General features: G+C 35.7%; 17 protein-coding genes. 1 reads left to right on the top strand and 16 read right to left on the bottom strand.

Going from position 1 to position 22,773, the window contains the following annotated elements; all coding sequences use genetic code 11:
- Positions 1-10: 10 nt before the first annotated feature.
- The 6 genes from VIG73_RS13705 to ahpC all read right to left on the bottom strand — a co-directional run bounded on the left by VIG73_RS13705 (position 11) and on the right by ahpC (position 7,639).
- Complete coding sequence (locus tag VIG73_RS13705; protein WP_331642964.1) at positions 11-511, bottom strand: hypothetical protein; 501 nt, start codon at positions 509-511, stop codon at positions 11-13.
- 278 nt (positions 512-789) lie between these two features.
- Positions 790-2,034 carry an MFS transporter gene (locus VIG73_RS13700; RefSeq protein ID WP_331642962.1) on the bottom strand — a complete coding sequence of 415 codons (1,245 nt, stop codon included), beginning with the start codon at positions 2,032-2,034 and terminating at the stop codon, positions 790-792.
- 396 nt (positions 2,035-2,430) lie between these two features.
- A complete protein-coding gene (locus VIG73_RS13695) occupies positions 2,431-2,691 on the bottom strand; it encodes a hypothetical protein (RefSeq protein WP_331642960.1) in 261 nt (86 codons plus the stop codon).
- A gap of 66 nt (positions 2,692-2,757) precedes the next feature.
- Positions 2,758-4,896 (bottom strand): DUF2339 domain-containing protein, encoded by a 2,139-nt coding sequence (locus tag VIG73_RS13690; protein ID WP_331642958.1) that lies wholly within the window; start codon positions 4,894-4,896, stop codon positions 2,758-2,760.
- A gap of 627 nt (positions 4,897-5,523) precedes the next feature.
- On the bottom strand, positions 5,524-7,053 hold the full coding sequence (ahpF, locus tag VIG73_RS13685) for an alkyl hydroperoxide reductase subunit F (RefSeq protein ID WP_331642955.1): 1,530 nt from the start codon (positions 7,051-7,053) through the stop codon (positions 5,524-5,526).
- A gap of 16 nt (positions 7,054-7,069) precedes the next feature.
- Positions 7,070-7,639 (bottom strand): alkyl hydroperoxide reductase subunit C, encoded by a 570-nt coding sequence (gene ahpC / locus VIG73_RS13680; protein WP_331642953.1) that lies wholly within the window; start codon positions 7,637-7,639, stop codon positions 7,070-7,072.
- A gap of 906 nt (positions 7,640-8,545) precedes the next feature.
- Between ahpC and VIG73_RS13675 the strand changes: the two genes are divergently transcribed.
- Positions 8,546-8,668 carry a hypothetical protein gene (locus tag VIG73_RS13675; RefSeq protein ID WP_331642951.1) on the top strand — a complete coding sequence of 41 codons (123 nt, stop codon included), beginning with the start codon at positions 8,546-8,548 and terminating at the stop codon, positions 8,666-8,668.
- Positions 8,669-9,171: 503 nt separating this feature from the next.
- Here VIG73_RS13675 and VIG73_RS13670 read toward each other — a convergent pair.
- From VIG73_RS13670 to VIG73_RS13625, 10 genes are all read right to left on the bottom strand, one after another.
- Positions 9,172-9,579, bottom strand: a complete 408-nt coding sequence (locus VIG73_RS13670) for an HIT family protein (protein ID WP_331642949.1) — start codon at positions 9,577-9,579, stop codon at positions 9,172-9,174.
- 547 nt (positions 9,580-10,126) lie between these two features.
- Positions 10,127-11,950: an LTA synthase family protein gene (locus VIG73_RS13665; RefSeq protein ID WP_331642947.1), complete on the bottom strand. Its 1,824-nt coding sequence runs from the start codon at positions 11,948-11,950 to the stop codon at positions 10,127-10,129.
- A gap of 8 nt (positions 11,951-11,958) precedes the next feature.
- A complete protein-coding gene (locus VIG73_RS13660; RefSeq protein ID WP_331642945.1) occupies positions 11,959-13,587 on the bottom strand; it encodes a GNAT family N-acetyltransferase in 1,629 nt (542 codons plus the stop codon).
- A gap of 5 nt (positions 13,588-13,592) precedes the next feature.
- Positions 13,593-14,141, bottom strand: coding sequence for a glycerol-3-phosphate acyltransferase (locus VIG73_RS13655; RefSeq protein WP_331642943.1), 549 nt, complete (start codon positions 14,139-14,141; stop codon positions 13,593-13,595).
- Positions 14,142-14,639: 498 nt separating this feature from the next.
- Positions 14,640-15,908 carry a hypothetical protein gene (locus tag VIG73_RS13650; RefSeq protein ID WP_331642941.1) on the bottom strand — a complete coding sequence of 423 codons (1,269 nt, stop codon included), beginning with the start codon at positions 15,906-15,908 and terminating at the stop codon, positions 14,640-14,642.
- 26 nt (positions 15,909-15,934) lie between these two features.
- Positions 15,935-17,164: a M20 family metallo-hydrolase gene (locus VIG73_RS13645; protein WP_331642939.1), complete on the bottom strand. Its 1,230-nt coding sequence runs from the start codon at positions 17,162-17,164 to the stop codon at positions 15,935-15,937.
- Positions 17,165-17,177: 13 nt separating this feature from the next.
- Positions 17,178-18,887, bottom strand: a complete 1,710-nt coding sequence (locus VIG73_RS13640) for a S9 family peptidase (protein WP_331642937.1) — start codon at positions 18,885-18,887, stop codon at positions 17,178-17,180.
- Between the two features lie 20 nt (positions 18,888-18,907).
- Entirely contained in the window at positions 18,908-20,425 is a 1,518-nt protein-coding gene (locus VIG73_RS13635) for an AbgT family transporter (RefSeq protein WP_331642935.1), read from the bottom strand.
- A gap of 705 nt (positions 20,426-21,130) precedes the next feature.
- Positions 21,131-21,772 (bottom strand): DUF1643 domain-containing protein, encoded by a 642-nt coding sequence (locus tag VIG73_RS13630; RefSeq protein ID WP_331642933.1) that lies wholly within the window; start codon positions 21,770-21,772, stop codon positions 21,131-21,133.
- A 613-nt stretch (positions 21,773-22,385) separates the two neighbouring features.
- Positions 22,386-22,691, bottom strand: coding sequence for a carboxymuconolactone decarboxylase family protein (locus VIG73_RS13625; RefSeq protein WP_331642931.1), 306 nt, complete (start codon positions 22,689-22,691; stop codon positions 22,386-22,388).
- Between the last annotated feature and the right edge of the window lie 82 nt (positions 22,692-22,773).

Here is a 22,773-nt window from a genome sequence, read left to right as displayed (position 1 = left end):
GTATCATAAACTATTCATTCTGATTCGCTTCATATTCAACGCTATGTTCTTTTGCTAATTCTTCCATTATTTTATGGTATTCATTAACTAAGTCGACATATTCTTGTTCCAATAAAAGTGCTTTCTCAGTTAAACTGTCGTCATTTTCTTCAATTGCTTTAACTTGTGTTTCGAAAGCATCCAAATATGATTCAAGTGCTCTAACAAGTATTTCATGTGGCTCATTTAATTCAGCAATCGTGGGCTCAATCTTTTGTCCCTTTTCAAGCGCTTTTTTATAAAGAGGAATAACATCATTAACATAAACGTCATATAGCTGATCATCCGTTCCTGATTGATCACCTAAAATACCTTGTAAGTGCTGCTTAGCTTCCTCTTCAATAGCCGCTATTTGACCGACCTCTTCATTTACAAAATCTACGATAGCTTCTTGTTTCTTAGAACTAACAATCTGAATACAGCCCGACAAAAATAATAAAGCAGTCGTCAGTGCTAACGCGGTTTTTTTCACTATACCCTTCCTTTCAATCGCTACTTTGAGTTTTGAACCTAAAGCTGACTTTAAGCGAAAACGAAGAAAGTGAAAGGTCAGATGTCACCTCGTTCACTTTCATTCAAAACACTTTCTCAATATTAGTGTAGATTGAGTAATATGTAAATAGTCCTAAAGTTGTGAGTTTATTTCATCAATCATGGTTATAGTGATATATTTATTGCAAAAGAAAGCTTGCAACTTTTAAGTTGTTTCACAAAAAATAATGAGAGAGTAAACCATGCCAATAGACCTGTTTATTTTATCTTTATTGCCCCTTCCTCTTCGACCTCTTGATAAAAAATCTTCTTGGCAGGTTTCAATACAACGTACGAAAAAACAGAAGATAACAACAGCATGACAAGTGATAAACTGACAATTGTTACACGCAGTGACACAAGATCTCCTGCAAACCCAACGGCAAGAATAAAGACAACTTGAATCACACTTTGAATCAGTTGAAAAATGCTTGTCACTCTTCCCATGACTTCAACGGAGACATTATTTTGATAAAAAGTCATCATCCCTGCATTTAAAAAGACATTAAAAAATCCCAAGATAACAAACCCAACAACAATCGATGCGAAAGACCACGAAAATGCATAAATGACATAACCTATCGTCATCATGATAAGGCCGATGACAATCATGTATCTGAGTGATAATTTATTAGAAAAAATGGATAGTAAAACAGCACCGACAACAGACCCAATTCCTGTGATACTAACTAACAAACTATATTCCATTTCGGAAAGACCGATGATCTGTTGCGTGAAAACGACTTCTTGTGCATCCATCGCAAAGGAAAAAATCATAATCATAACAAAGCCGAGATAAATAAAAAAGACATATCGATTTGCCTTCATAAACCCCTGAACGACGGTAAAGTCACGAATCACTTGTTTAATAGTCAATGACGGAATCGTGTCTTTATCAATCTTTTCTTTTTCCGGTAAAAATAATAAACAGCCAGCTGAGATAACAAAGAATAAGGCATTAATCCATAAAGTCGTTTCAACAGATGTTAATAAGATTAGCGAGCCACCAATAGCAGGTCCGACAATAAATGCTCCTGAAGTTGCAAACGAACGAATTGAATTAAAGCGTTTCCGTTTTTCTTTAGGAACAATAATCGTTGCATACGTCATTGATGACGGGGTGAAAAATGCATTTGCCACACTTAAGACAACAAGTATCCCATAGATAATTGCCATATTAGGCGCCAATGGAATCATACAGATAAACACTGCCCTAATTACATACGTCACCATCATGATTTTTCTCTTGCTACGATAATCTATGAAACTTCCCGTCCAAAATTTCGTTACAATATTCGTTAACGGACCAATAATCCACAGCCCTGCTACAGCCGCTGCTGACTCTGTCAACTGATAGACGATTATATTAATTGCAACTAAGTAAATGAAGTTACCTATGCTAGATATTCCAATCGACATTAATAAAATAGCTGGATTCTTCCAACTTTGTATTTGCTTTGCCATATGAATTCTCCCCGGCATGTTACAATTTTTCATATTATCCTATATTTTCAATACTAACATTTGTTACCTCATTTTAACATAATACGTTTATTTAGTTATTTACACAGATATAATTACTTTTCAACCTTAGTTATCATTAGTTAGACATAAGCATTTGCTATTTTAGACTTTCACAAGAAGCAATTGGTGAATTATTCAAAACTGAAGAGCGACTTCTAAATCAGAAAATCCGGTTGATACTGACAAAAGTGAACTCGAAGATTTCGTTGAAAAGGCTAAAGCCTATGACGCTGAAAATTATTATGAATGAGCACAGACGATATTTTCCGGCATCTATTTATTTGTCACATGATTACACCTTAAGCTTATATACACCAATTGATTGACAAAAAGCTTTTAATTACCTGCAATACCGTGTCCTCTATAATGAGAATCTACCCCACCTAGCCAGCTATAGAACTTATTTTTATCAAGCTCATAGCCAATCTTATATCCAACTAATTTTTCACCGTCTAATGCAAGATTAAATAATAACTTCTGTTTGTCTTTGATTTTATTAACCAAGTTATCGGCTCCGAATACATTTTGATGGAGACTGATACCTTCCATTAAATCAGTACGAGGCATTTTATCTAATACAACATACTTTACTCCCAACGTTATCCCTCTCTTTTATACAAAAAGAGCAGACATATCATCTGCCCGCCCTCTTCTATTATAAAGTTATTTCCCATCCTCTTTAATGAGCGTCCGCGAATACAATAAGCCAATAAGCCCAACAACGATAAACAATATTGCACGAATGAAAATAGAAATATTCGCTAAATCAATAAAGAAGAGCTTAAATAAGCTTAATCCAATGAGAACAGATCCGAGAATGGTGACAGGTTTCCACTTCATTTTTCTGCCAATGGAAATGGATAAAAATGCGAACAAGAACCAAATAAACGTATGGACAAAAAAGACATATTCCCGGTCCCATTGATAAGCATTTGTAATGGCAAAATACCATTTATTTAAAAAGATAAAATGCACAATCTGCATCACAACAGCAAAGGTAGGTATTTTATCCATTAGTCCTTGAAAAGCATTGGTTGACTTTTTTCTTACTAGCATAATAAACGCCAGCGTCAACAATGTGACATAAATGATTTGCACCGCTAGATTAAACTCAAACCATTCCAGATCATACCAATCATAAATTGGCCGTGCGATTAAAGCTAAGCCAAGTATAAAATATTCTATCATTGAAGCATATGTGACATACTTTCCATGTCGCCACTTGTGGAGATAATACATAAATGCTAGCACAATGATAAACACAAGTGCATAGAAATGAAACGCCGTAAAGGAGAGCCAATTTTGATTCAATACAAAGAGATGAGCTAGTTGAGCAATGTAAATTAAGGAAATAATTTGCCCGCCAATTAAACCAGCATCAATTGATGTTATGTTTCCTTTCTTAAACAATGGAACAAATTGATAAAGCGAATAGTAAATAAAAGCGAGCGTTAATAAGAACATGATCCAAACGAGATGCTCCAATGAAACAAAATATTCGATATTAATTCCATTCAAAACGACTAATCCCGATATCCCGTAAATGATTGAACTCATAACAATTGTACGTATCGTCTGATAACGTAGCCCGACCCATAAACCAACCGATCCGTTAATCAATAATAAGATTAATTTCACTTGTTCATTGTCTAAATCAAATGAGAGAATAAAGACACTGATAACAAATATTGCTACAGCTGAAAAAATACCTTGAAAATTACTATGTTTTTTAACAAAGGCATTAGCCGCTAGAACAGTATAAAAAACAGCAATCATCCCGTAAGTCATCGTGTCAAATGGTTGGTCAAGTAACTGTACCCAAAACACAGTAAAGACCGTATTCGTATAAATTAATGTTTCAGTAAAAACTTGTTTGGAAACCCGGCGATCCAAGTAAAAAATTAATAAACAAAGATGCTGAACCAAAACCGAGATGACGAGAATGTGTTTGTCATTAAAACTCATCCCAATCACTGAATAGAAAAGTAATGTTAAATGAAACAATAAAAATGTGATATAAAACGATATTTTATGCTTTTGATTAAGTGACATATAGAATAATGAGACAAACAGTAATGTAATATAAGCAAAAAATTGAATTGCGGATGCTTCGCCGCCTTCTAACAAGAACGGCAATAAAAAACCCGCGATTGCTGAGAAGATTGTTAATGTTTCTGAGCGGGTCTTTTTTGATAAATACAATCCAAGTACGATATAAGCGACACCTATTAAAAACGCCACGGCAAAATTAAAAAATCCGTACAAATGATGGGCTGCAAACGTCGTTAAAATTCCCAATGCGATTAAACCGCCTAAAAGTGTTAAACCAAACATTTTTTTACTTTGTTTCACATACCGCATCCCTAAATAATATAAAATAGCGGTAGCAGCATACCCCATCGCAATGCGCACAGCAGGGGAAATCCAACCTTGATCAATTCCTAGTTTCAATCCCCAAAGGACACCCAATATAAGAACAAACATAAAAACACGTGGTAGCCAAATACCCAATAATTTTTCAAGATTTACTTCTTTTTTTGGTGTTGGAGCTGGGGGTGGCGACTGTTCCACCGGTCGTTTGATTGTTATAAAGTCTGATGATGGCTGTGTCGTATGTACCATTTTTCCTGTAGCTTGTGTGACTATTTCTTTGACCGGATCTAGTTTCAATAGTGGCGTTTCCTCTTTTGACTCGATTTCAGTTTGCTCAATCTTGGTATGGACTAATTGACGTTTTAATGATGCCACTTCTTTCTCTAAATCTGAAACCCGCTTCGCCAGTGCTTTTATTTCATCTTGCATTCTTCTCACCTCACACTACTGTTCGACATATGATTGATTAAATATCTTTCTTTAGAACTGCAAACAAAATTCTCATGACATAAACAATTATCTAGTTTGATTTTTCAGAAATATGATGACCTTCTTATTATAACATAATTATGTCTGTAAATTGTAAATTAATATAAGGAAAATAAATATTTTTGAATGAAAAAAGACCCAAATCGAGGTCTTAATTAAAAATGCTTATTCTTTTAAATTTATTAGATTATTAGTCATTTCTTGTAAGACAGAATAAATCGTGTGTGTATCTTCCGTATGAATCAATGTGTGCTTTCTTCACCATGATTGATGCTTTTGTTCAGAATGGTTCTGATTTTTATTTGATTGGCATCCTATGGCGAACACAAATAACGTCGATAATACAAGTACAGTCAATTTCTCATACCGATTTACTTTCATTCATATTGTTATATATTAGAAGTTAATATGGAACAAGTGTAATTAATATTTCAATTAATCAGGTAAAAATATATTGAGACAAAAAAGATGAACCGCTAAAAACGGCTCATCTTTTTGGTAGATAATGGAAATGAAAGTTATATATGTTAAAGAAAATTTTGTTGGTTAAATCAATAACAGAGAATATTATTTTTCACGAACAAGATAATTGAATGCGTTTAAGCTTGCGTTTGCACCTGCCCCCATGGAAATGATAATCTGTTTGTTTGTAACAGTCGTGCAGTCACCTGCAGCAAATACGCCTGGAATACTTGTTTCGCCATGTTCATTAATAATAATTTCACCAAACTTATTACGTTCAACTGATCCCTCTAACCAGTCTGTGTTTGGTAAGAGACCGATTTGCACGAAGACACCTTCCAGTTCGATGTGATGTTCTTCTTCTGTTTCACGGTCAAGATATGAAATACCGTTAACATTGTTTGTACCAGTAATTTCTGTTGTTTGTGCATTTGTAATGACATTCACGTTTGGAAGGCTGTTTAATTTGTCTTGCAGCACAGAGTCTGCTTTTAGTTCTGAGGCAAATTCAAGAACAGTTACATGTTCCGTTATTCCTGCAAGATCAATCGCTGCTTCAATTCCGGAGTTACCGCCACCGATAACAGCGACACGTTTACCTTCAAACAATGGACCATCACAGTGTGGACAGTATGCGACACCTTTATTTCTGAATTCTTGTTCACCAGGGACGCCGACATTTTTCCAGCGAGCACCTGTTGCTAAGATGACCGCTTTACTTTTCAACGTCGCACCATTTTCTAAATCAATTTCAACAAGATCCTTCTTCTCTAAACGTGTTGCCTTTTGCATATTCATAATATCAATATGATACTCTTTCATATGCTCTTCTAAATTGGCAGCAAATTGTGGTCCTTCGATACGTTTCACACTAATAAAGTTTTCAATTGCAGCTGTATCATTTACTTGACCACCTACACGTTCTGCTAACACACCCGTACGTAGACCTTTACGTGCAGCATAGATGGCCGCACTTGCTCCTGCAGGACCACCACCTACAACGAGTATATCAAACGGGTCTTTCTCATTAAACTCAGAAGCATCTGGCCCGCCACCTAATTGTGTGAGAATTTCTTCTAATGTCATACGCCCGTTACCAAATGGTTCACCATTTAAATAAATCGTTGGAACGGCCATAATGTTTTTACTCTCTGCTTCTTCTTTAAAAGCGGCCCCATCAATCATTGTATGTGTCACATTAGGGTTCAGTACACTCATCACGTTAAGTGCTTGAACGACATCTGGACATTTCGTACAGCTTAAGCTGACATACGTTTCAAAATGGTATTCGCCTTCTAAGTTCTTAACTTGATTAATTAAATTCTCATCCACTTTTGGCGTTCTTCCACTTACTTGCAGAAGTGCAAGGACAAAAGATGTAAATTCATGACCCAGTGGAATACCAGCAAATGTAATGCCCGTGTCTTCTCCAACACGGTTTACACTAAAACTAGGCGTTCTTTTAAGTGTCGTCTTTTCCACTTTAATATGGGATGACATGGTGGCAAGTTCATCAAGTAGTGCCACCATGTCACGGGAAACATTATCGGAACCTGCACTTACTTTAAGTACGACATCCCCTTCCATCATTTTCAAGTATTGGGATAGTTGTGCTTTTATATCTTTATCAAGCATGTATGATTGCTCCCCCTTAAATTTTGCCTACTAAATCAAGGCTAGGCGCAAGTGTTGCTGAACCTTCTTCCCATTTAGCAGGGCATACTTCACCTGGGTTTTCACGAACATATTGTGCTGCTTTAAGTTTGCCGATTAATGTACTTGCATCACGGCCGATACCGTCAGCGTTGATTTCAGCTGCTTGAACAACACCGTCTGGATCAATAATGAACGTTCCGCGTTGTGCAAGACCTAATTCCTCATCAAGTACATCAAAGTTTCTAGTAATTGTTTGAGATGGGTCTCCAATCATAATATATTCAAGTTTGCTAATGGCATCTGAATGGTCATGCCATGCTTTATGAACAAAGTGTGTATCTGTTGAAACAGAATAAACTTCAGCACCAAGCTCTTTTAATTTTTCGTAATGGTTTTGTACATCTTCAAGCTCAGTTGGACATACGAATGAGAAGTCTGCTGGATAAAAAACAACAACACTCCACTTTCCTTTTAAGTCCTCCTCTGATACTTTAATAAACTCATCTTTACTTGCATCATATGCATCTGCTTTGAATGGTAGAATTTCTTTACCAATTAATGACATAATAAAATTCCTCCTTATGTATTTAGTAGTTAAGGGTAATAAAATTAATGTAATCACAATTATCTATTTACATTAATTCTAATTACAAACTTATTATTACATAGAATTTAATGTTCGTCAACTAATAACTTTTTTAATAGCAATTCCTTTTATTACGGCTATGATTCGGTTTGTGATAATGATTGAAGCCTATACTTTATAAGCTATATATTATATACTCACACATTGTGTTAAAAATATACCTTGATTGGAATTAATTTTATAATTAAATATCATTTGTTTTTCTCAATTAGACTGTTTAAATGTAAAAAAATCAAATCTTAACATACCACAATACAGCAATCTACTTCCACCAATACCTCTTCTATGTCATAGACATACTGTATCATTTATTTTATGGTGATGTTACACTCTGAATTTATTAGTATCATAAACAAGGACACATCTTTTCTGAACTTATTCTTAGTCCTGCCAACATGAATATTTTATCCATCTCACATTATTGAATAAACATGTCATGTTTTTGTTACTTATAATGTCGCTATTTAGTTTAATGGTAAGTTGCAGTAAACATACGAATTATGCAACAGACGAACCTGAACCTTTTATTATTCTTTGGTTTTCACCCGCAGGGCCAGACCATATTAAAAGTTTCTATCCACGTTATCCTTGAATTTATGATGCTGGCAGACTTGTTTTATATTCAGAGGAAACGGACGATATTAAAATGGGCGATAATGCTCCTACATTTAAAAAGAATATCACTGATGAAGTAGTTGAAGAAGTGAAAGAAGTGTAGAAAATGAGAAAATCTATCCGACGATAATTCTGTAGATGGTGGTTTTTCATATATAACAGTCAACTTAATAGATAAAACTAAAAGGGCCGGTGGATTAAATCCAAATAATGAAAGGTTTTCGGAAATCAAAAAAATATGTATATGGCTTACTGGACGATGGTGAGTATCGTAATTGGACTGAATATATTGAAGCGCATATTTTACAGATGAATCCAGAATTTGCGGAATAAGCGTTTAGTGTTAAAAACTTATCAAGAAAAAGTTGACACATTCCCATGAATCCTTTTATTGAAATAAATATGATTCACATGGTATAATAAAATTATAATAATATGATAATAAAATGACCGCTAGTTATTAGCGGTCATCAATAGACCAACCCCGACAAGAGGGGTAGGCACAGGAAGGAAGTAATCCCTCAAGGCTCCGCTAAAGCACACGAGGGATTACTTTTTATCTTTATCGGACATGATAAAAGCAATTAACATGCCGAATGAAATCATCAGCGTTAATACGCTTTCCATATCCATAGGCACCACCTCCCTCCATAGGATGATCCTAGAAGGTACGTGTGCCCAATCCCTCATGTAAAGCTAGTCTATTGTAAATTGATTATACCATATTAAATCAAATGGTTGACTTTTATCATCATATTATTAATGTTCATGCCAATACAGAAAAAATGTCTACAACACAGCGCATCATAACACTCAATAGACATACTTCGATTAAATTAATCAGCTTTCCTTTTGTTCTTACTCCCCTTAAACATATATCTTATTCCTTTTCCCGCCAAAGGTTCATCTTCATATCTTGGTAAAACATGAAAATGTGCATGGAAAATATGTTGACCGCCAACTTCTCCGCAATTCCAACCAATATTATATCCTTGAGGTTGATATGTTTCATCTATATATTTCTTTACTTCATGAAGCAGTGTGTATGTGGCATCCCATTCCTCGCGCCTCATATCAAATGCAGTTTCTCTATGTTTTTTAGGAACAATTAATCCGGCACCAGCTAATTGAATACCTTTTATTCGAAATTGCTTCAACTGTAAAAACATACAATGCTCATTACTGAAAATGATACTTTGGTTAGGTTCAAGTTCGGGATGACAGAAAACACAATCTTTTACCATCATAAATTCTCCTTACATTTCGTGATCAAGTAGGGCTTTATTTCATAGTCTATAGGGCATTATTATTGTCCAATACAACCTCTCATGATGAAAATTTGCAATGAGAGATTGCATTGAACACCCAAAGCAGCCTCTCAGAACGAAAAACAGCAACGAGACAACGTGTTGAACGATCAATGCAGCTTCTCAACTCGAAAAATACCAACGAGACAACGTATTGAACAATCAATGCGGCCTCTCAGAACGAAAAATAGCAACGAGACAACGTATTGAACGATCAATGCAGACTCTCAACTCAAAAAATACCAACGAGACAACCTATTGAACGATCAATGCAACCTCTCAACTCAAAAAATACCAACGAGACATCGTATTGAACGCCCAATGCAGCCTCTCAACTCAAAAAATACCAACGAGACAACGTGTTGAACGCTCAATGCAGACTCTCAACTCAAAAAATACCAACGAGACAACCTATTGAACGATCAATGCAACCTCTCAACTCAAAAAATACCAACGAGACAACGCGTTGAACACTCAGTGCTCTTCATTTTAAATACTGTAACAGGTCCCCAAGAATAATATCATCTGACATTTTTAATTCTTGACGGACGGTTTCTAAATACGGTTCACACTTAGTATCGTCTGTCATTTTATCTGTTTTTCGGTCATAACAAACATTATCCATATAAGCATAATCTTTAACAATCATACTTCCATCGCGAAATATGACGGGATGATTTTCACTTCTTGCAAAAAGATTTTGGCTAAAGTTCATATGATTCTCTTGTGAAATCCCCAGTAGATGTAGTAATGTCGCATGGATATCAATTTCCCCACCTAGTGTTTCCACTACTTCTCCTTCTTGTCCTGGAATGTGGATGATAAGTGGAATTCGTTGTAATTGTAAGTGATTTAAGGGTGTATACGCTTGCCCCAAAAACTCATGCACACCTGCTTCGTATTTTTTCGAGATGCCATAATGGTCTCCATACAATACAAAAATCGTATGTTCATATATATTTTTTTCCTTTAGTAATGCAAAGAAACGCTCGATCACTGCATCCATATAGCGAACAGTCGTTACATAGCGATTAACAACGTCCTCCTCTGTCTCTGCTTCATCAATCAGTTGATCTGCTTCATCAAGCAAAAATGGAAAATGATTTGTTAACGTAATGAACTTCGCTAAGAAAGGTTCGGGTAAATCTGTTACATATGTCATCGACTGTTCAAAAAAAGGAATGTCTTTAATCCCATAATTAATCGAATTTTCTTCTGTCACATCATAGCTTTCTTTTGCATAGAAATGTTCATAACCTAAATTCGGATATATTCCATTCCGATTCCAAAATGTTGCGTCATTTCCATGAAAAACATAGGATTGGTAGTTACCATCTTCCTGTAAAATTTTTTGCAATGAAACAAAATGATTTTCTGGATGACGAACGAAAACAGAACCACTCGACAATGGATATAACCCCGTATCGACCATTAATTCAGCATCAGAAGTTTTCCCTTGCGCGGTTTGATCATATATATTTGGAAAATAATAGCTCTCTTCAATCAATTTGTTTAAAAACGGTGTGATTTCCTCCCCATTTACTTCACGCTGAATGACGAATTGTTGTAAGGATTCCATACTAATCAGCACAATATTTTTCCCTCTTGCGATGCCAAATGTATCTGTCTCGTTTTGATCTTCCTTTTGTATGAAACTACTTATCTCTTCAGCATCTGCTTTTGTTGAAAATACCTTCTCAATTGGAGCCATCATGCCAAATATCATATTCGCCATTTGATAATTATATAATCCTAATGACTTAACGAGTGCCTGACGATTGTATTCTGTCTCGAATAGATGTTGGTTCTGCATCACCCCGAGAAGAATAGTAAGCACAATCATGGCGATGCTGATCATTCCATATTGTTTTTTACGTGGCATCTTCATATTCATGCCCCGTCTAGATAACATGAGATATCCGATAAAAATAATATCTAAAAAGATGAATACATCAAACAGTGACATGAGTTCAACTGTACTTGCCCCTAGGCCGCCTACATTATCCAATTGTAGGAATACAGAAAATGTGACAAAATCGATATAAAAACGGTAATAAAGTAAATTGGCATATAATAAGCCAGTCACCAAAAGATAGGTCACAAAGAAACCAATTGGCTGGAACCGTTTCTTTATAAAAAAACTGATAGAAAAGAACACCATCAATGTCCCAATTGGACTGATAACCAGTATGATCCAATCCAAGCCATTATGCATCGTGAGTTCAAAGCCAAACAAAGTCACCATAATTGTTTTTAACGTAAGAAGAAAGATAGCAACCACAATTAGATGACGATGCAAATAATCCATTAACCTACTCATATTGTACTTGCCTTTCTCTTATTTAATTTTATAAACCGAACTTTTATTTCCTTCATTGCCTTAAAAATACGCTCCTGATTCAACTCACCCATTAAGGCAATTTGTACCCAGTTTCTTTCTAGTAGATAAGAACTTTCATAACTAAGTAGAATCCCAGCTTTTTTTAGCTGATCACCGAATTCCCTTGATGATATCTCACTCGGTAACTCTATGGTGATCATGCCTGGTGAATAGCTTTCCCCACGAAGTACCGTCATTCCTGCATCCATCAACTCTTCACAAATTTCATTCGCTAACGTTTCGGAAGCATATGTAAGTTGTTTGAGCGCTACTTCTAAAGCAAACATACCGTTAGATGAATGTGTAAAAGGAACCGTTGTCGCAGCTTGATAACGCCCTAAATCTAAGTAGTTCGGGATTCTTCGGTTTGGGAAAATAGGCCGTTCGTGAAATACAATCGCAATTCCAGGATAAGACCCAAGTCCTTTCCCACTCACTAAGCTTGCTAGATACACATTTGTTAAATCAGTTGGTATTACCCCAATGGTACTACATGCATCAATGCATAAATGCACATGATATTTTTCGCACACTTCTTTTAAGGCTACTAACGGATATACATATCCTGTTGACGTTTCACAATGGACCGTCCAAAGCCAACTAATATCTGGATTTCCTTGTAGCACCTCCTCTATTTCGTCTATCAAAATAGGTGTATTCCATTGTTTTTGTATTTTTTCAAATGATAGATTCCAACTTTTCCCATGATCAATGAGTCGCTCACCAAACTCACCGTTTGCCAGTATTAAACCTTTACTGTCTAGTACCGATAATTGTGCTGCCACCATATCGTTTGCTAATGTTCCTGTACCAACACCTATTTCCACATAATTTGCTCCTGTTAATTCGCATAACGCTTGTTGTACATTTTGAAAGACATGTTGAAAATCTGCTGACCGATGTGATATGGCTGGTTTTTCCCATGCCTCTTGCACTTTTTTACATATCGGAACAGGACCAGGAAGGAAATTGATTTCTTCTACTTTCCCTCTCCTTTTTCTCCTTTCTGCTCTCTCTAATAGTCGTTGAAAAAGCCTCGACGCCGATTCAAAATTCTCCTTCGTTAAGTACATCGGCTGATATGCTGCTTGTTTTGTACCTACAAGTGGACCAAAAGGACGGAAACCTATATGCTTATATAACTTAAGTTGCCTTGTTGTTCCAGAAATTAAAGCCATCGTATACCCTTGTTCAACACAATATAAAACAAGTCGCTTACATAGCTCATAAAAAACACGTCCACCCCTATATTCACGTTTAATCGAAAGCAAGCGAATTTCACAGGGTTTTGCATTTTCCGGCAAATAATGATCAAGGTTATTTAGCTTCTGATCTAATGAAAATGGACGATTTCCTCGTACAGTAATCATCCCAATAACTTCATCTTTCTTTTTGGCAATCACGTATATATTTTCATCATGAAAGCGATCAACTAATAGACGTTCCGTATTTACTTCATGTTGTGGAATTTCCTCCACAAATGTTGCGTAATTCAAACGATAAATTTGCTCCATTTCTTCTTTACTGTCTGCTATTTTGTAGCTTATCGGTAATATATGGCCCATCCGAATTAATCCCCTTTTCTATGTAAAAGTATTACAATAACGATCATGACAAAAAAGATACCTGACAGTTTAAACATGGATGTCAATAACAAATAGATTGGAATGGTAAGTAAACCAACTAAACCAACAATCGTGAAGTTCTTCTTTATTTGTAATCCAATTAAAACAGCCAAACCTACAATGATTAATCCGACCGGCGCAAGAATGAGTGCTGTTGCTAAATAAACGACAACACCTTTCCCACCGCGAAACTGCAATTGTACAGGCCAGGCATGCCCCAAGAGGATGGCAATGGCTGTTGCACCTAATATTAGTGCGTTTTCTCCAAAGAAGTATAAAGCTACAAGTAGCGGAATGACCGTCTTTAAAGCATCAATGATAACCGTATAAATAAATGCCGATTTTCCAAATACCCTCCCAGCATTTCTCGCCCCTGCATTTGTACTTCCTAACCCCCTAATATCCTCTTTTGCCATTATTTTTCCAACATAATATGCACCATTCATACATCCACAAAGATAACCGAATAAAATAACCGAAATCTTAAGCAGCACTTACACCCCTTCTGTCTATTTGATACATACCATTATTTTAACATATTCCAATTGTTTGAATGGAGTTTCTTATCACTTTGTTTCAATCATTTTTTCGGTCAAATCAATTCGTGATGGATAGAAATTAACGATATGAACGTACGTTATTCATTCCCTGATTGGTTAAATTTTTATTAGAAAATAAAATACCCCAAATGCTAGAATTTTTTCAGTCTAACTTTTGGGGTATTAATTCACATGATAACTAACCATTATTAGTCCTTATCCTACCGTTTCTACGACATTTCCATCTAATCTTTTACTTCTGTTTTATTAATCCTGAAAACAACATATTTCATTTAAACAAGTTCTAGTACGTCTCATACAATCAAGGATTTTTCATAATCAATCGTTAACATTTAATAGTGAATAAAACAAAAATAGAATAACCATCCTTCAAGTAAATTTTTTAGGATGGTTATTTGTATGTGCATTATTTTAAATACAACGACCCGATATCTATACAAAATTCAATTTATAAACAATACGTGGTCTACCTCTTGATGCAATTTGTTGTTCTCCGACTCGCTTGGCCAATCCACTTTCTTCCCATTGTTGCAATGTTTTTCGTGCGAAGCGTAAACTACTCTGTAATACGTTTTGTAAATCATGAGCAGTCAATTCGTTCGTTGCACTATGGTGACAATAATTCATCAGTTTAGATAAATTCATTGGCGATAGCCCGGGTGGAACATGTTGTGTCGTTTGAACCGAAGTAGATAACAGTTGTTCCTTATTAAGAAAAGTGATTTCTTTCGTCTCATCGACAATGACCCAGTCAATCTTTTCTTCACGTAAAACGGTTCGTGCTATTTCCGATTGATGCTCTGCTTGTAAATTTGTTAAACCATAGCCAATTGATAGTCTAGCATGTAAGCCACTTAATTCCTGAATCGTTTCTATTAATTTAGGTAAACGACCTTCATGAAGAAAAGCTTCTAATTGTCCTTTTGTTGTATAAATCGTATACCAACCGTTTCCTTCCCGAACATAAGAACCCTGAATTTCTTCAGCAAACTTTAGTATGGTCGGTTCAACGATCATTTCTTTTCGCTTTCGTTCGTATGAATATTCTTCACTCATAACCTTTTCACTTTCTAATACGAGAGAGACAATAGCAACGATTGCTTCATTATATATCGTTTCAGCGCCTTTCGCTCTTAATAGATCCAATGATTGTTCTAGCATCATTCTTGAAGGTTGGACTCTATATACTTGTGTTCCACGCTTTCTTAAAGTTTCATATACTTCATCAATACAAGTGAGTACGACTGCTCCATGTTCATAAACAAGTTCTAAATGCTTGTTAACAATTGTGTCAGCCGTATAGTACTTATCGTAATGATGCGACATCAGATTTAAAGTAGCTAACGTTTCATCTTCTTGCAAGTCCTCAATTTCAGAAGCGTCAATTGTATCAATACTAAAATGACGGCTAGTCGTTTCAACTAAAACCTTGACTAACTGTACTAACAAGCCAGGAGTATAGAGTTTGGGAAATGACGCATTTTCTTCGGTTACGAATTGTTTATCCAAGCAGTAATGATACGGAACAGGTCCAGAGAATAACCATTGATGAATATGTGTCGCAGCTGGAATCATACGATCTAATTCACTATGTTTCCGATATGAAAAAGGATACACAGTTATTTCCTCAAAATGATTGGCTAAAGCGATAATTCTATCTACGGAGTGTCTTGGACCTACGACACCAATATTTATTTTCATGAACAATCACCTTGGCTTTTCTCCTATTATACTATGCTCTTTAATTTATAGTAAGCTGCAATGACTTTAGCACCTTCGACGATATGTTCAATTTCTGCATATTCTCTTGGCGAGTGACTAATCCCATCACGACAAGGAATAAATAACATACCAGAAGGCCATTTTTTCTGCATATTCATCACATCATGTCCAGCTCGACTTTCTAAAACTGGAACGGTGTCTCGTGTCTTGGCAATTTCTTTACGCATCGTTTCTCTTATTCCCTCATCTAAAAATACAGATGAGGTGTTCACTTTTCGAACGACGGATATATCGGCATCAAAAGTTGAAGACATTTTCTCCAGGTGATTAACAAGCCGTTCCTTTAAATGGTCATCAACACTTCTAATATCAATTCCTAACACGACTTTTCCCGGAATGACTGAAATTGAGTTCGGAAACGATTTAATTTGACTTACTGTTGCCATAAGCGGGTATTTATGTTCTTCTCTATTAATACGTAATGTTTCCTCTTGAACTTCTTGAATGATATGACTGGCAATGACCAACGCATCACGTCTTTCAGTCATAAGAGTTGTTCCGGTATGACCGTTTTCCCCTTCAATGGTTACTTCTAATCGAATCGGACAAGTTACCGCATCAACTACCCCTAAATCAGTTATCCCTTCAAGACGCTTTCCCTGTTCGATGTGCAATTCATAAAACGAATAAATATCATTGGTATCTCGTTCGGCATTTTTCACATGTTCCCATTTGTAACCTTGTGATTCGACTGCCTCTTTTAATGTTATCCCATTCGCGTCCTTTAAATGTGCGAATGAATTTTCATCAAATAAACCAGCCATTGCTTTACTACCAATCGTTGATACACCGAAGCGATCGGCTTCTTCTAAACGAAAACAAATCACCTCAAGTGGCCGCTCTGGCTTAAATCCCTCATCTTTTAACAATTTTATTGCTGCTAACGAAGCAACAACTCCGGCCGCCCCATCATAAGCGCCTCCACCAGACACCGTATCTAAATGAGAACCACTTGAAACGTAACGTTGGTCTTCACAATCTGTTTCCCAGCGCGCCATTTTATTCCCTATTTCATCTTCATATACCTTTAGACCGAGTTCTTCTGCTATTTGAACAAAATGTGCATGTGCTTTCGTTTCAAGATCTGTAAATCCTAAACGATAAAACCCTTCTTTTGGATGGAGATCTTCTACTAAATTAACTTGTAGCATTTTGTCTTTTACCCAACTTAACAATGTTATCTCTCCCTTAGTCATTCTCGCGAAAAAACTGTACCACTTGTGTATAGAAATGTTCGATGTTTTGCCTTTTACAAAATTCATGACCTTCATCATCATACAATTGAAGGCGAATAGGCTTCTCCTTATCACTTTCATGGAAAAATGCCAATGATTCATCAACACTAACACGAATATCTCGCATGCCATGAGCGATTAATAAAGGTGCTGTTCGCGATTTAGCATGTGTGAGCGGTGCTATTTGTTCAAAGAAATCCTTCATCATATGAACGTCACCATATTCTTTCTCGCGAAGCGGAATTCTCCATGATGCTGTGTTATTAAAGAAAATATTTAAATTCGACATGCCTGCAACTGCAACCGCACAATTGAAAAATGCTGGATATCTTGTTATCATACTTAGCGTCGTATAGCCACCATAGCTTTCACCGATAATGCTAATATGACGTGCATCGATACCATGTCGTTCAATCAACACTGCTATGAGCGCAATAATATCGCGTTGTGCCTCTAGCCGATTCATTCCATCGTCCATCTCAACAAACGACCGCCCATAACCATCGCTACCTCTAATATTTGGTACGAAGATGTTGTAGCCTTCATTTCTTAACCGTTGTAATAGCGGGTAATACTGTTTCATCGCTTGAAATTCAGGCCCACCATGAATATAAATAATCGCCTGATCACTATCTGCTTCATAATGCATATAATGGATAACTGTATCATCAAAACTGTTATACGTGTTATCAGTAGGGAACAAAGCTGGTTGCGACATTGAAAATTGTAACAATGGTTCTAGCTCGCACTGTGATAAATGATAACTCATGACCCTTCCCCAATGAGTCGGTTCATCCAAAATAAAAATCAATCTCTCATCAAGACTTTGCGCATGATGAATGACTCCCACAGGTATAGATAATTGTTTCAATTCATGATCATTCCATATATAAAGCGAATGAGCTGCTTGTTCGTTCACCTGAATAACTAACGAATCTTTATATGGTATCACTCGAGCGATATGACCATTTATAGGCATATCAATCTGGACAAATTGTTGTTCTGTCACACGAAACAATCCAATATACTCTCCGCCACGATCTGTCACGGCATAAAGTTCATCTTGCCAAAAAAACATTTGCTGCATCCGCTCTATCTTCTCGGAAAAATAAACGAATTGATTACTTTTCAAATCATATATCGCGTATTCTACATCCAGTAATGACTTCTTCAACCCGACATGTAACAGCTCGTCACTAGCTACATATGAAATAACTTGTTCATCTAATTTAGCAAGACATGTTAATGAAAAAGTTTCACAAGAAAATACTACCCATTCATATTTTCCTTCCTGATCATCGATTCTTGAGAAGTAGTAGTTATGACCAACCCATATCCCCGAAAAATCAAAATAAACATGATCAGAAGATTGAAAGACAATTCCTCCAGTGTTCACATTCATAATATGCAAGCAATCTTTCTCACTCCCATTCAAATCAATATATAATGCGATATATTGACCATCTGGACTCATGAGAAAGGAACGGACGCGCTCATTGTCCATTCCCTTATAATATATTTCAGTCGATTGAGTGTTTAGATGTGTTCGATACAATTGCGGGCGATTTGCATCTTCGCGCATCCCAATATAGTACATGTATGAATTTTCAACTGCTAAACCACCATGAATAATTTCTCCATCCGCACCATCAATCAATTTCATAGTTTATATCCCTTTCTCAATTAATTTAACGTTTGATATACTCCAGGACCGATTGGTAAACCAAGCAATGCCCAAGCGACAAATAAAATGATCCAGAAAAATAAGAACATGAACGAATACGGAATCATCAATGATAACAATGTTCCAAATCCTGCCTTTTTATCGTATCGTTTCATAAATGTTAATAGCATTGGAACGTATACATTAAGTGGTGTAATGATATTCGTTGATGAATCACCAATACGATATGCCAACTGAACAAACGCAGGGTTATAATCAATCATCGCCAACATTGGAACAAAAATCGGTGCCATAATGAGCCATTTTTCCGCTCCACCAAAAATAAATAAATTCAAAAATGCCGTTAATATAATGAAGCCGACGATTATAGGTAAACCTGTCAAATTCATCTCTTGTAATAAATTAGCACCATTCACACCAAGCCATAAGCCTAGATTTGACCAATTGAAATAGGCTATAAATTGTGCAGCCACAAATACTAAAACAATATACCCTGAAATATCCTTAATCGCTTCAGTCATAAACTTTGGAACATCAGATGTCGATTGAATTTTCTTAACAGCTACTCCATACGACACAGAGGCAATCACAAACATAATAAAAATAAAAGGTACGATTGAACTTAAAAATGGTGAAGGTACAAGCCCACCCTCTTCATTACGCATCGGAGATCCAGATGGTAAAATAAGTGCCAAAACAGCCCCGATATATACGATTGTTGCTATTAAACTAACAAGAAGCCCCTTTTTCTCAATGGATGTTAAAACAAATTCATCTTCTTTTGCTTTATTTCCTTTGAACTCTCCTAAACGTGGCTCAATAATTCGTTCAGTAATGAAACCACCAAGAAAAGTTAGCAAGAAAACAGATGCCACCATGAAGAACCAGTTGTCAACAGACGTAACGAATAAATTCGGGTCCACCGCTTTCGCAGCTTCCGATGTAATACCAGATAGTAAAGCGTCCGTACCAGCGATTAAAATATTTGCCGTAAAACCAGCTCCACCACCAGCAAAACCTGCAGCCATTCCTGCGAGAGGATGTCTTCCTAAAGCATAAAAAGCCATTCCTGCAAGAGGGGGAATAATTACGAATGCCGCATCAGATGCAATGTTTCCAATGATACCTGTAAAAACAACAGCATATGGTACAATACGTTTCGGCGCGCCTAAAATTAGCCGCTTCATCACGGCATCAAGTAAACCTACTTGCTGTGCCATTCCTATCCCTAAAATTAATACGAGAACAACACCCAACGGATAGAATCCAGTAAAGTTTTCTATCATTGAACCGAACATATACTGAATCCCTTCACCTGATAAGAATGACTTTATCATCATTTCTTCGCCAGTTCCAGGGTGAATAACAGATGCACCTAATGACGAGGCAATCGCAGCAATAACGAATAAACCTAAAATTAAGTATAAGAAAATCATAAATGGATGTGGAAACTTATTCCCGACCCTTTCCACAAATTGTAAAAACTTAAAAATGACGTTGTTTAACCTTGATGTCATATCAATATTTTCCTCCTTCCCTAATTAAAGGAACCAGTTCTCTTTTTGTTCCTTTAATAATAATAAACAAATGTTTTGTGTTTGTAAACCCTTTCATAGTGAAAAAGTTGTAAAATGATAAGTTTTTTAGATAAGTTGTTGTAAATTAATCATTACAAAAGATTCAATATCTAGTCATGCCCTAGATAAGAGTAACTCTACATAAGACAAAAGCTAGTTAAGAAACGATTTCTTAACTAGCTAAGAGGAATTACATATATGGTCTTTAGATTATATATTATGTTGATTTGAGCTTTGAGCTTCTCATATATTTGTTTGCTTATCTGTTATAGAGTTTTTGTCTTTCGATTAAGTCTTGTTGAATAAGAATAGTTTGCGAAACTTTCCGTTACTTTTTCATGAACAATCGTCTTAATTTATTCCACTAAATTTAATCGCCCCCGACTGTCGATGATTGCTTAATAAGTTATCCCCTTATTAGAAAAAACAGCTACTTTATAGTACTCTAAATCATCCTTTGATTTGAAATCGTTTATCATATGACATTTAGAACAGCCAATTTTTGCATTAATATAGGGTTTACTTCCTAATATAGAATAAGCGTAAACTTTATTAAAACACTTATCACACATATCTAGTTTAGATTTACCAGGCGGTTCCACTCCACAAATAATACAATTACATAATACGAGATTAATAATTCCGTCATCGTTGTTTTTCCAATTCTTTATTTACAACTTTCTTTTGATATAATTCGTATAGGTCATCTATAATTGCTACTTTCATTTGGTAGATTTTTGGCAATAGATGGTAATAATCCTTTTTATTTTTATGCATTTTGCCAAACATCGGGATACCTACCTCCCGGATTCTTTGTTTCCATTCCTGTTTAGCTCTTTGCAAGTTTTTATAACTACTTTTTGTATTAATTCCCCAAGCACAACAAATCCATGGATGTTGTTGCAAAGTTTGAGGATCAGCTATAGATTCTAAAAGATTAATTTGTTTTTCTTTAACTAATTCCTCAAATCTTGGAATTGCTTCGTTGGCAACTGTATTTCTCAGAGAAAACAAATTGTAAATATGAACTCTACCATTTAAATCATTATTCTCATATATTTTCTTAACTAATCTAATCATTTGTCTCATCGTTGGATCAATTTTAGTTTCATAGAATCTTGCTTCTCCTTCTTCAACAACACCAGTCGATGGGAGGGCATTCCCTGGATTTAACAATAAAAAACTACCTAAAGATTTTTCACTTGTTCTCCATTGTAAATAAGCAGAATGCCGAAAGATAAGATTGTCTCTCTTTTCAAATTTCCCAAATACCTTTACATTTTCCATTTACCTTTCCTCCAATGAATCTTTTTCTCAATCGTTTTTGCATACCTGACAGATACATAACGATATTTTTGAAAATGTTTTCTAGCTTCTTTTATTAAACGATATAATTCAATCCGATCAATACATGGATTGTTTCGAACACATCCTCGTATGGATAGTCATCCTTTTGTAATATCCTGTTCAATCCAGCTGAGTAAAGCATTTACCGTACTGTTATTGACGTGATAGTTTTGTGACATCACCTCGTTTATAAAAATTAAAAGAAGCTTTAGACGATATAAACTATCCATATTGTACACTAAATTTAAACGTTTTGTTAGTGATAAAATCTATTAATTCTGACTCATTATTATATAAAAATACAACTAGCTTTTGTATAAGTGAAACGACATTTTTAATATTCGTGTCATAATAAGAAGATAAATGCGTGGTAAGGATATCATTCACCATTTAACAAGTAAACATAACGATTATGATTCACATGTCGTATTGTATAAAATCTAAAGCTTCATTTCATTTAGTTTCTTGTAACAGAAGAAAGTAGTACCCGATCATTTATCGAACAAAACGAATCTACTTAAACCACAAAAAAGCAGAACGTGAGCTTTTTTGGTCACGTTCTGCTTCTTATAATCAGCTTATTTATCAAAGTTAATGCTATTGGGCTTTTTGTAAAGGCACTTCCTGCATTTAATGCGCTTGCGACAAATACTGCTTCTCCGACTTCTTCTTTCGTCGCTCCTGCTTTTTTAGCGTTTTTCACGTGGCTATCAATGCAGTAAGGGCAACCTGTTATTAATGATACAGCGACTAAGATCAGTTCTTTTTCTTTTACTGATAGTTCTCCTTCTGCACCAGCTTTTGTCGTAAAGTTAAAGAATGCTTTAAAATCTTCCGGGGCTAAGTCACATCCTATCATTGTTCGTGTGTTAATTTACTTGAAAAGTAACGGATTATACCCCATATACTCCGCTTTTTTAGATACAATGATCTGACGCTTC

This window comes from Cerasibacillus sp., assembly GCF_036516575.1.
GTDB lineage: Bacteria > Bacillota > Bacilli > Bacillales > Amphibacillaceae > Cerasibacillus.
The sequence above is the reverse complement of the archived record's forward strand: the minus strand, read 5'-3'. Positions and strand labels throughout refer to the sequence as shown.

What these genes read in the sequence shown, in the direction of transcription:
- VIG73_RS13700 (WP_331642962.1), bottom strand. Translation starts at nt 2,034, where the DNA reads ATGGCAAAGCAAATACAAAGTTGGAAGAATCCAGCTATTTTATTAATG.
- VIG73_RS13690 (WP_331642958.1), bottom strand. Translation starts at nt 4,896, where the DNA reads ATGCAAGATGAAATAAAAGCACTGGCGAAGCGGGTTTCAGATTTAGAG.
- ahpF (WP_331642955.1), bottom strand. Translation starts at nt 7,053, where the DNA reads ATGCTTGATAAAGATATAAAAGCACAACTATCCCAATACTTGAAAATG.
- ahpC (WP_331642953.1), bottom strand. Translation starts at nt 7,639, where the DNA reads ATGTCATTAATTGGTAAAGAAATTCTACCATTCAAAGCAGATGCATAT.
- VIG73_RS13675 (WP_331642951.1), top strand. Translation starts at nt 8,546, where the DNA reads ATGAAAGGTTTTCGGAAATCAAAAAAATATGTATATGGCTTACTGGAC.
- VIG73_RS13670 (WP_331642949.1), bottom strand. Translation starts at nt 9,579, where the DNA reads ATGGTAAAAGATTGTGTTTTCTGTCATCCCGAACTTGAACCTAACCAA.
- VIG73_RS13665 (WP_331642947.1), bottom strand. Translation starts at nt 11,950, where the DNA reads ATGGATTATTTGCATCGTCATCTAATTGTGGTTGCTATCTTTCTTCTT.
- VIG73_RS13660 (WP_331642945.1), bottom strand. Translation starts at nt 13,587, where the DNA reads ATGGGCCATATATTACCGATAAGCTACAAAATAGCAGACAGTAAAGAA.
- VIG73_RS13650 (WP_331642941.1), bottom strand. Translation starts at nt 15,908, where the DNA reads ATGAAAATAAATATTGGTGTCGTAGGTCCAAGACACTCCGTAGATAGA.
- VIG73_RS13640 (WP_331642937.1), bottom strand. Translation starts at nt 18,887, where the DNA reads ATGAAATTGATTGATGGTGCGGATGGAGAAATTATTCATGGTGGTTTA.
- VIG73_RS13635 (WP_331642935.1), bottom strand. Translation starts at nt 20,425, where the DNA reads ATGACATCAAGGTTAAACAACGTCATTTTTAAGTTTTTACAATTTGTG.
- VIG73_RS13630 (WP_331642933.1), bottom strand. Translation starts at nt 21,772, where the DNA reads ATGGAAAATGTAAAGGTATTTGGGAAATTTGAAAAGAGAGACAATCTT.
- VIG73_RS13625 (WP_331642931.1), bottom strand. Translation starts at nt 22,691, where the DNA reads ATGATAGGATGTGACTTAGCCCCGGAAGATTTTAAAGCATTCTTTAAC.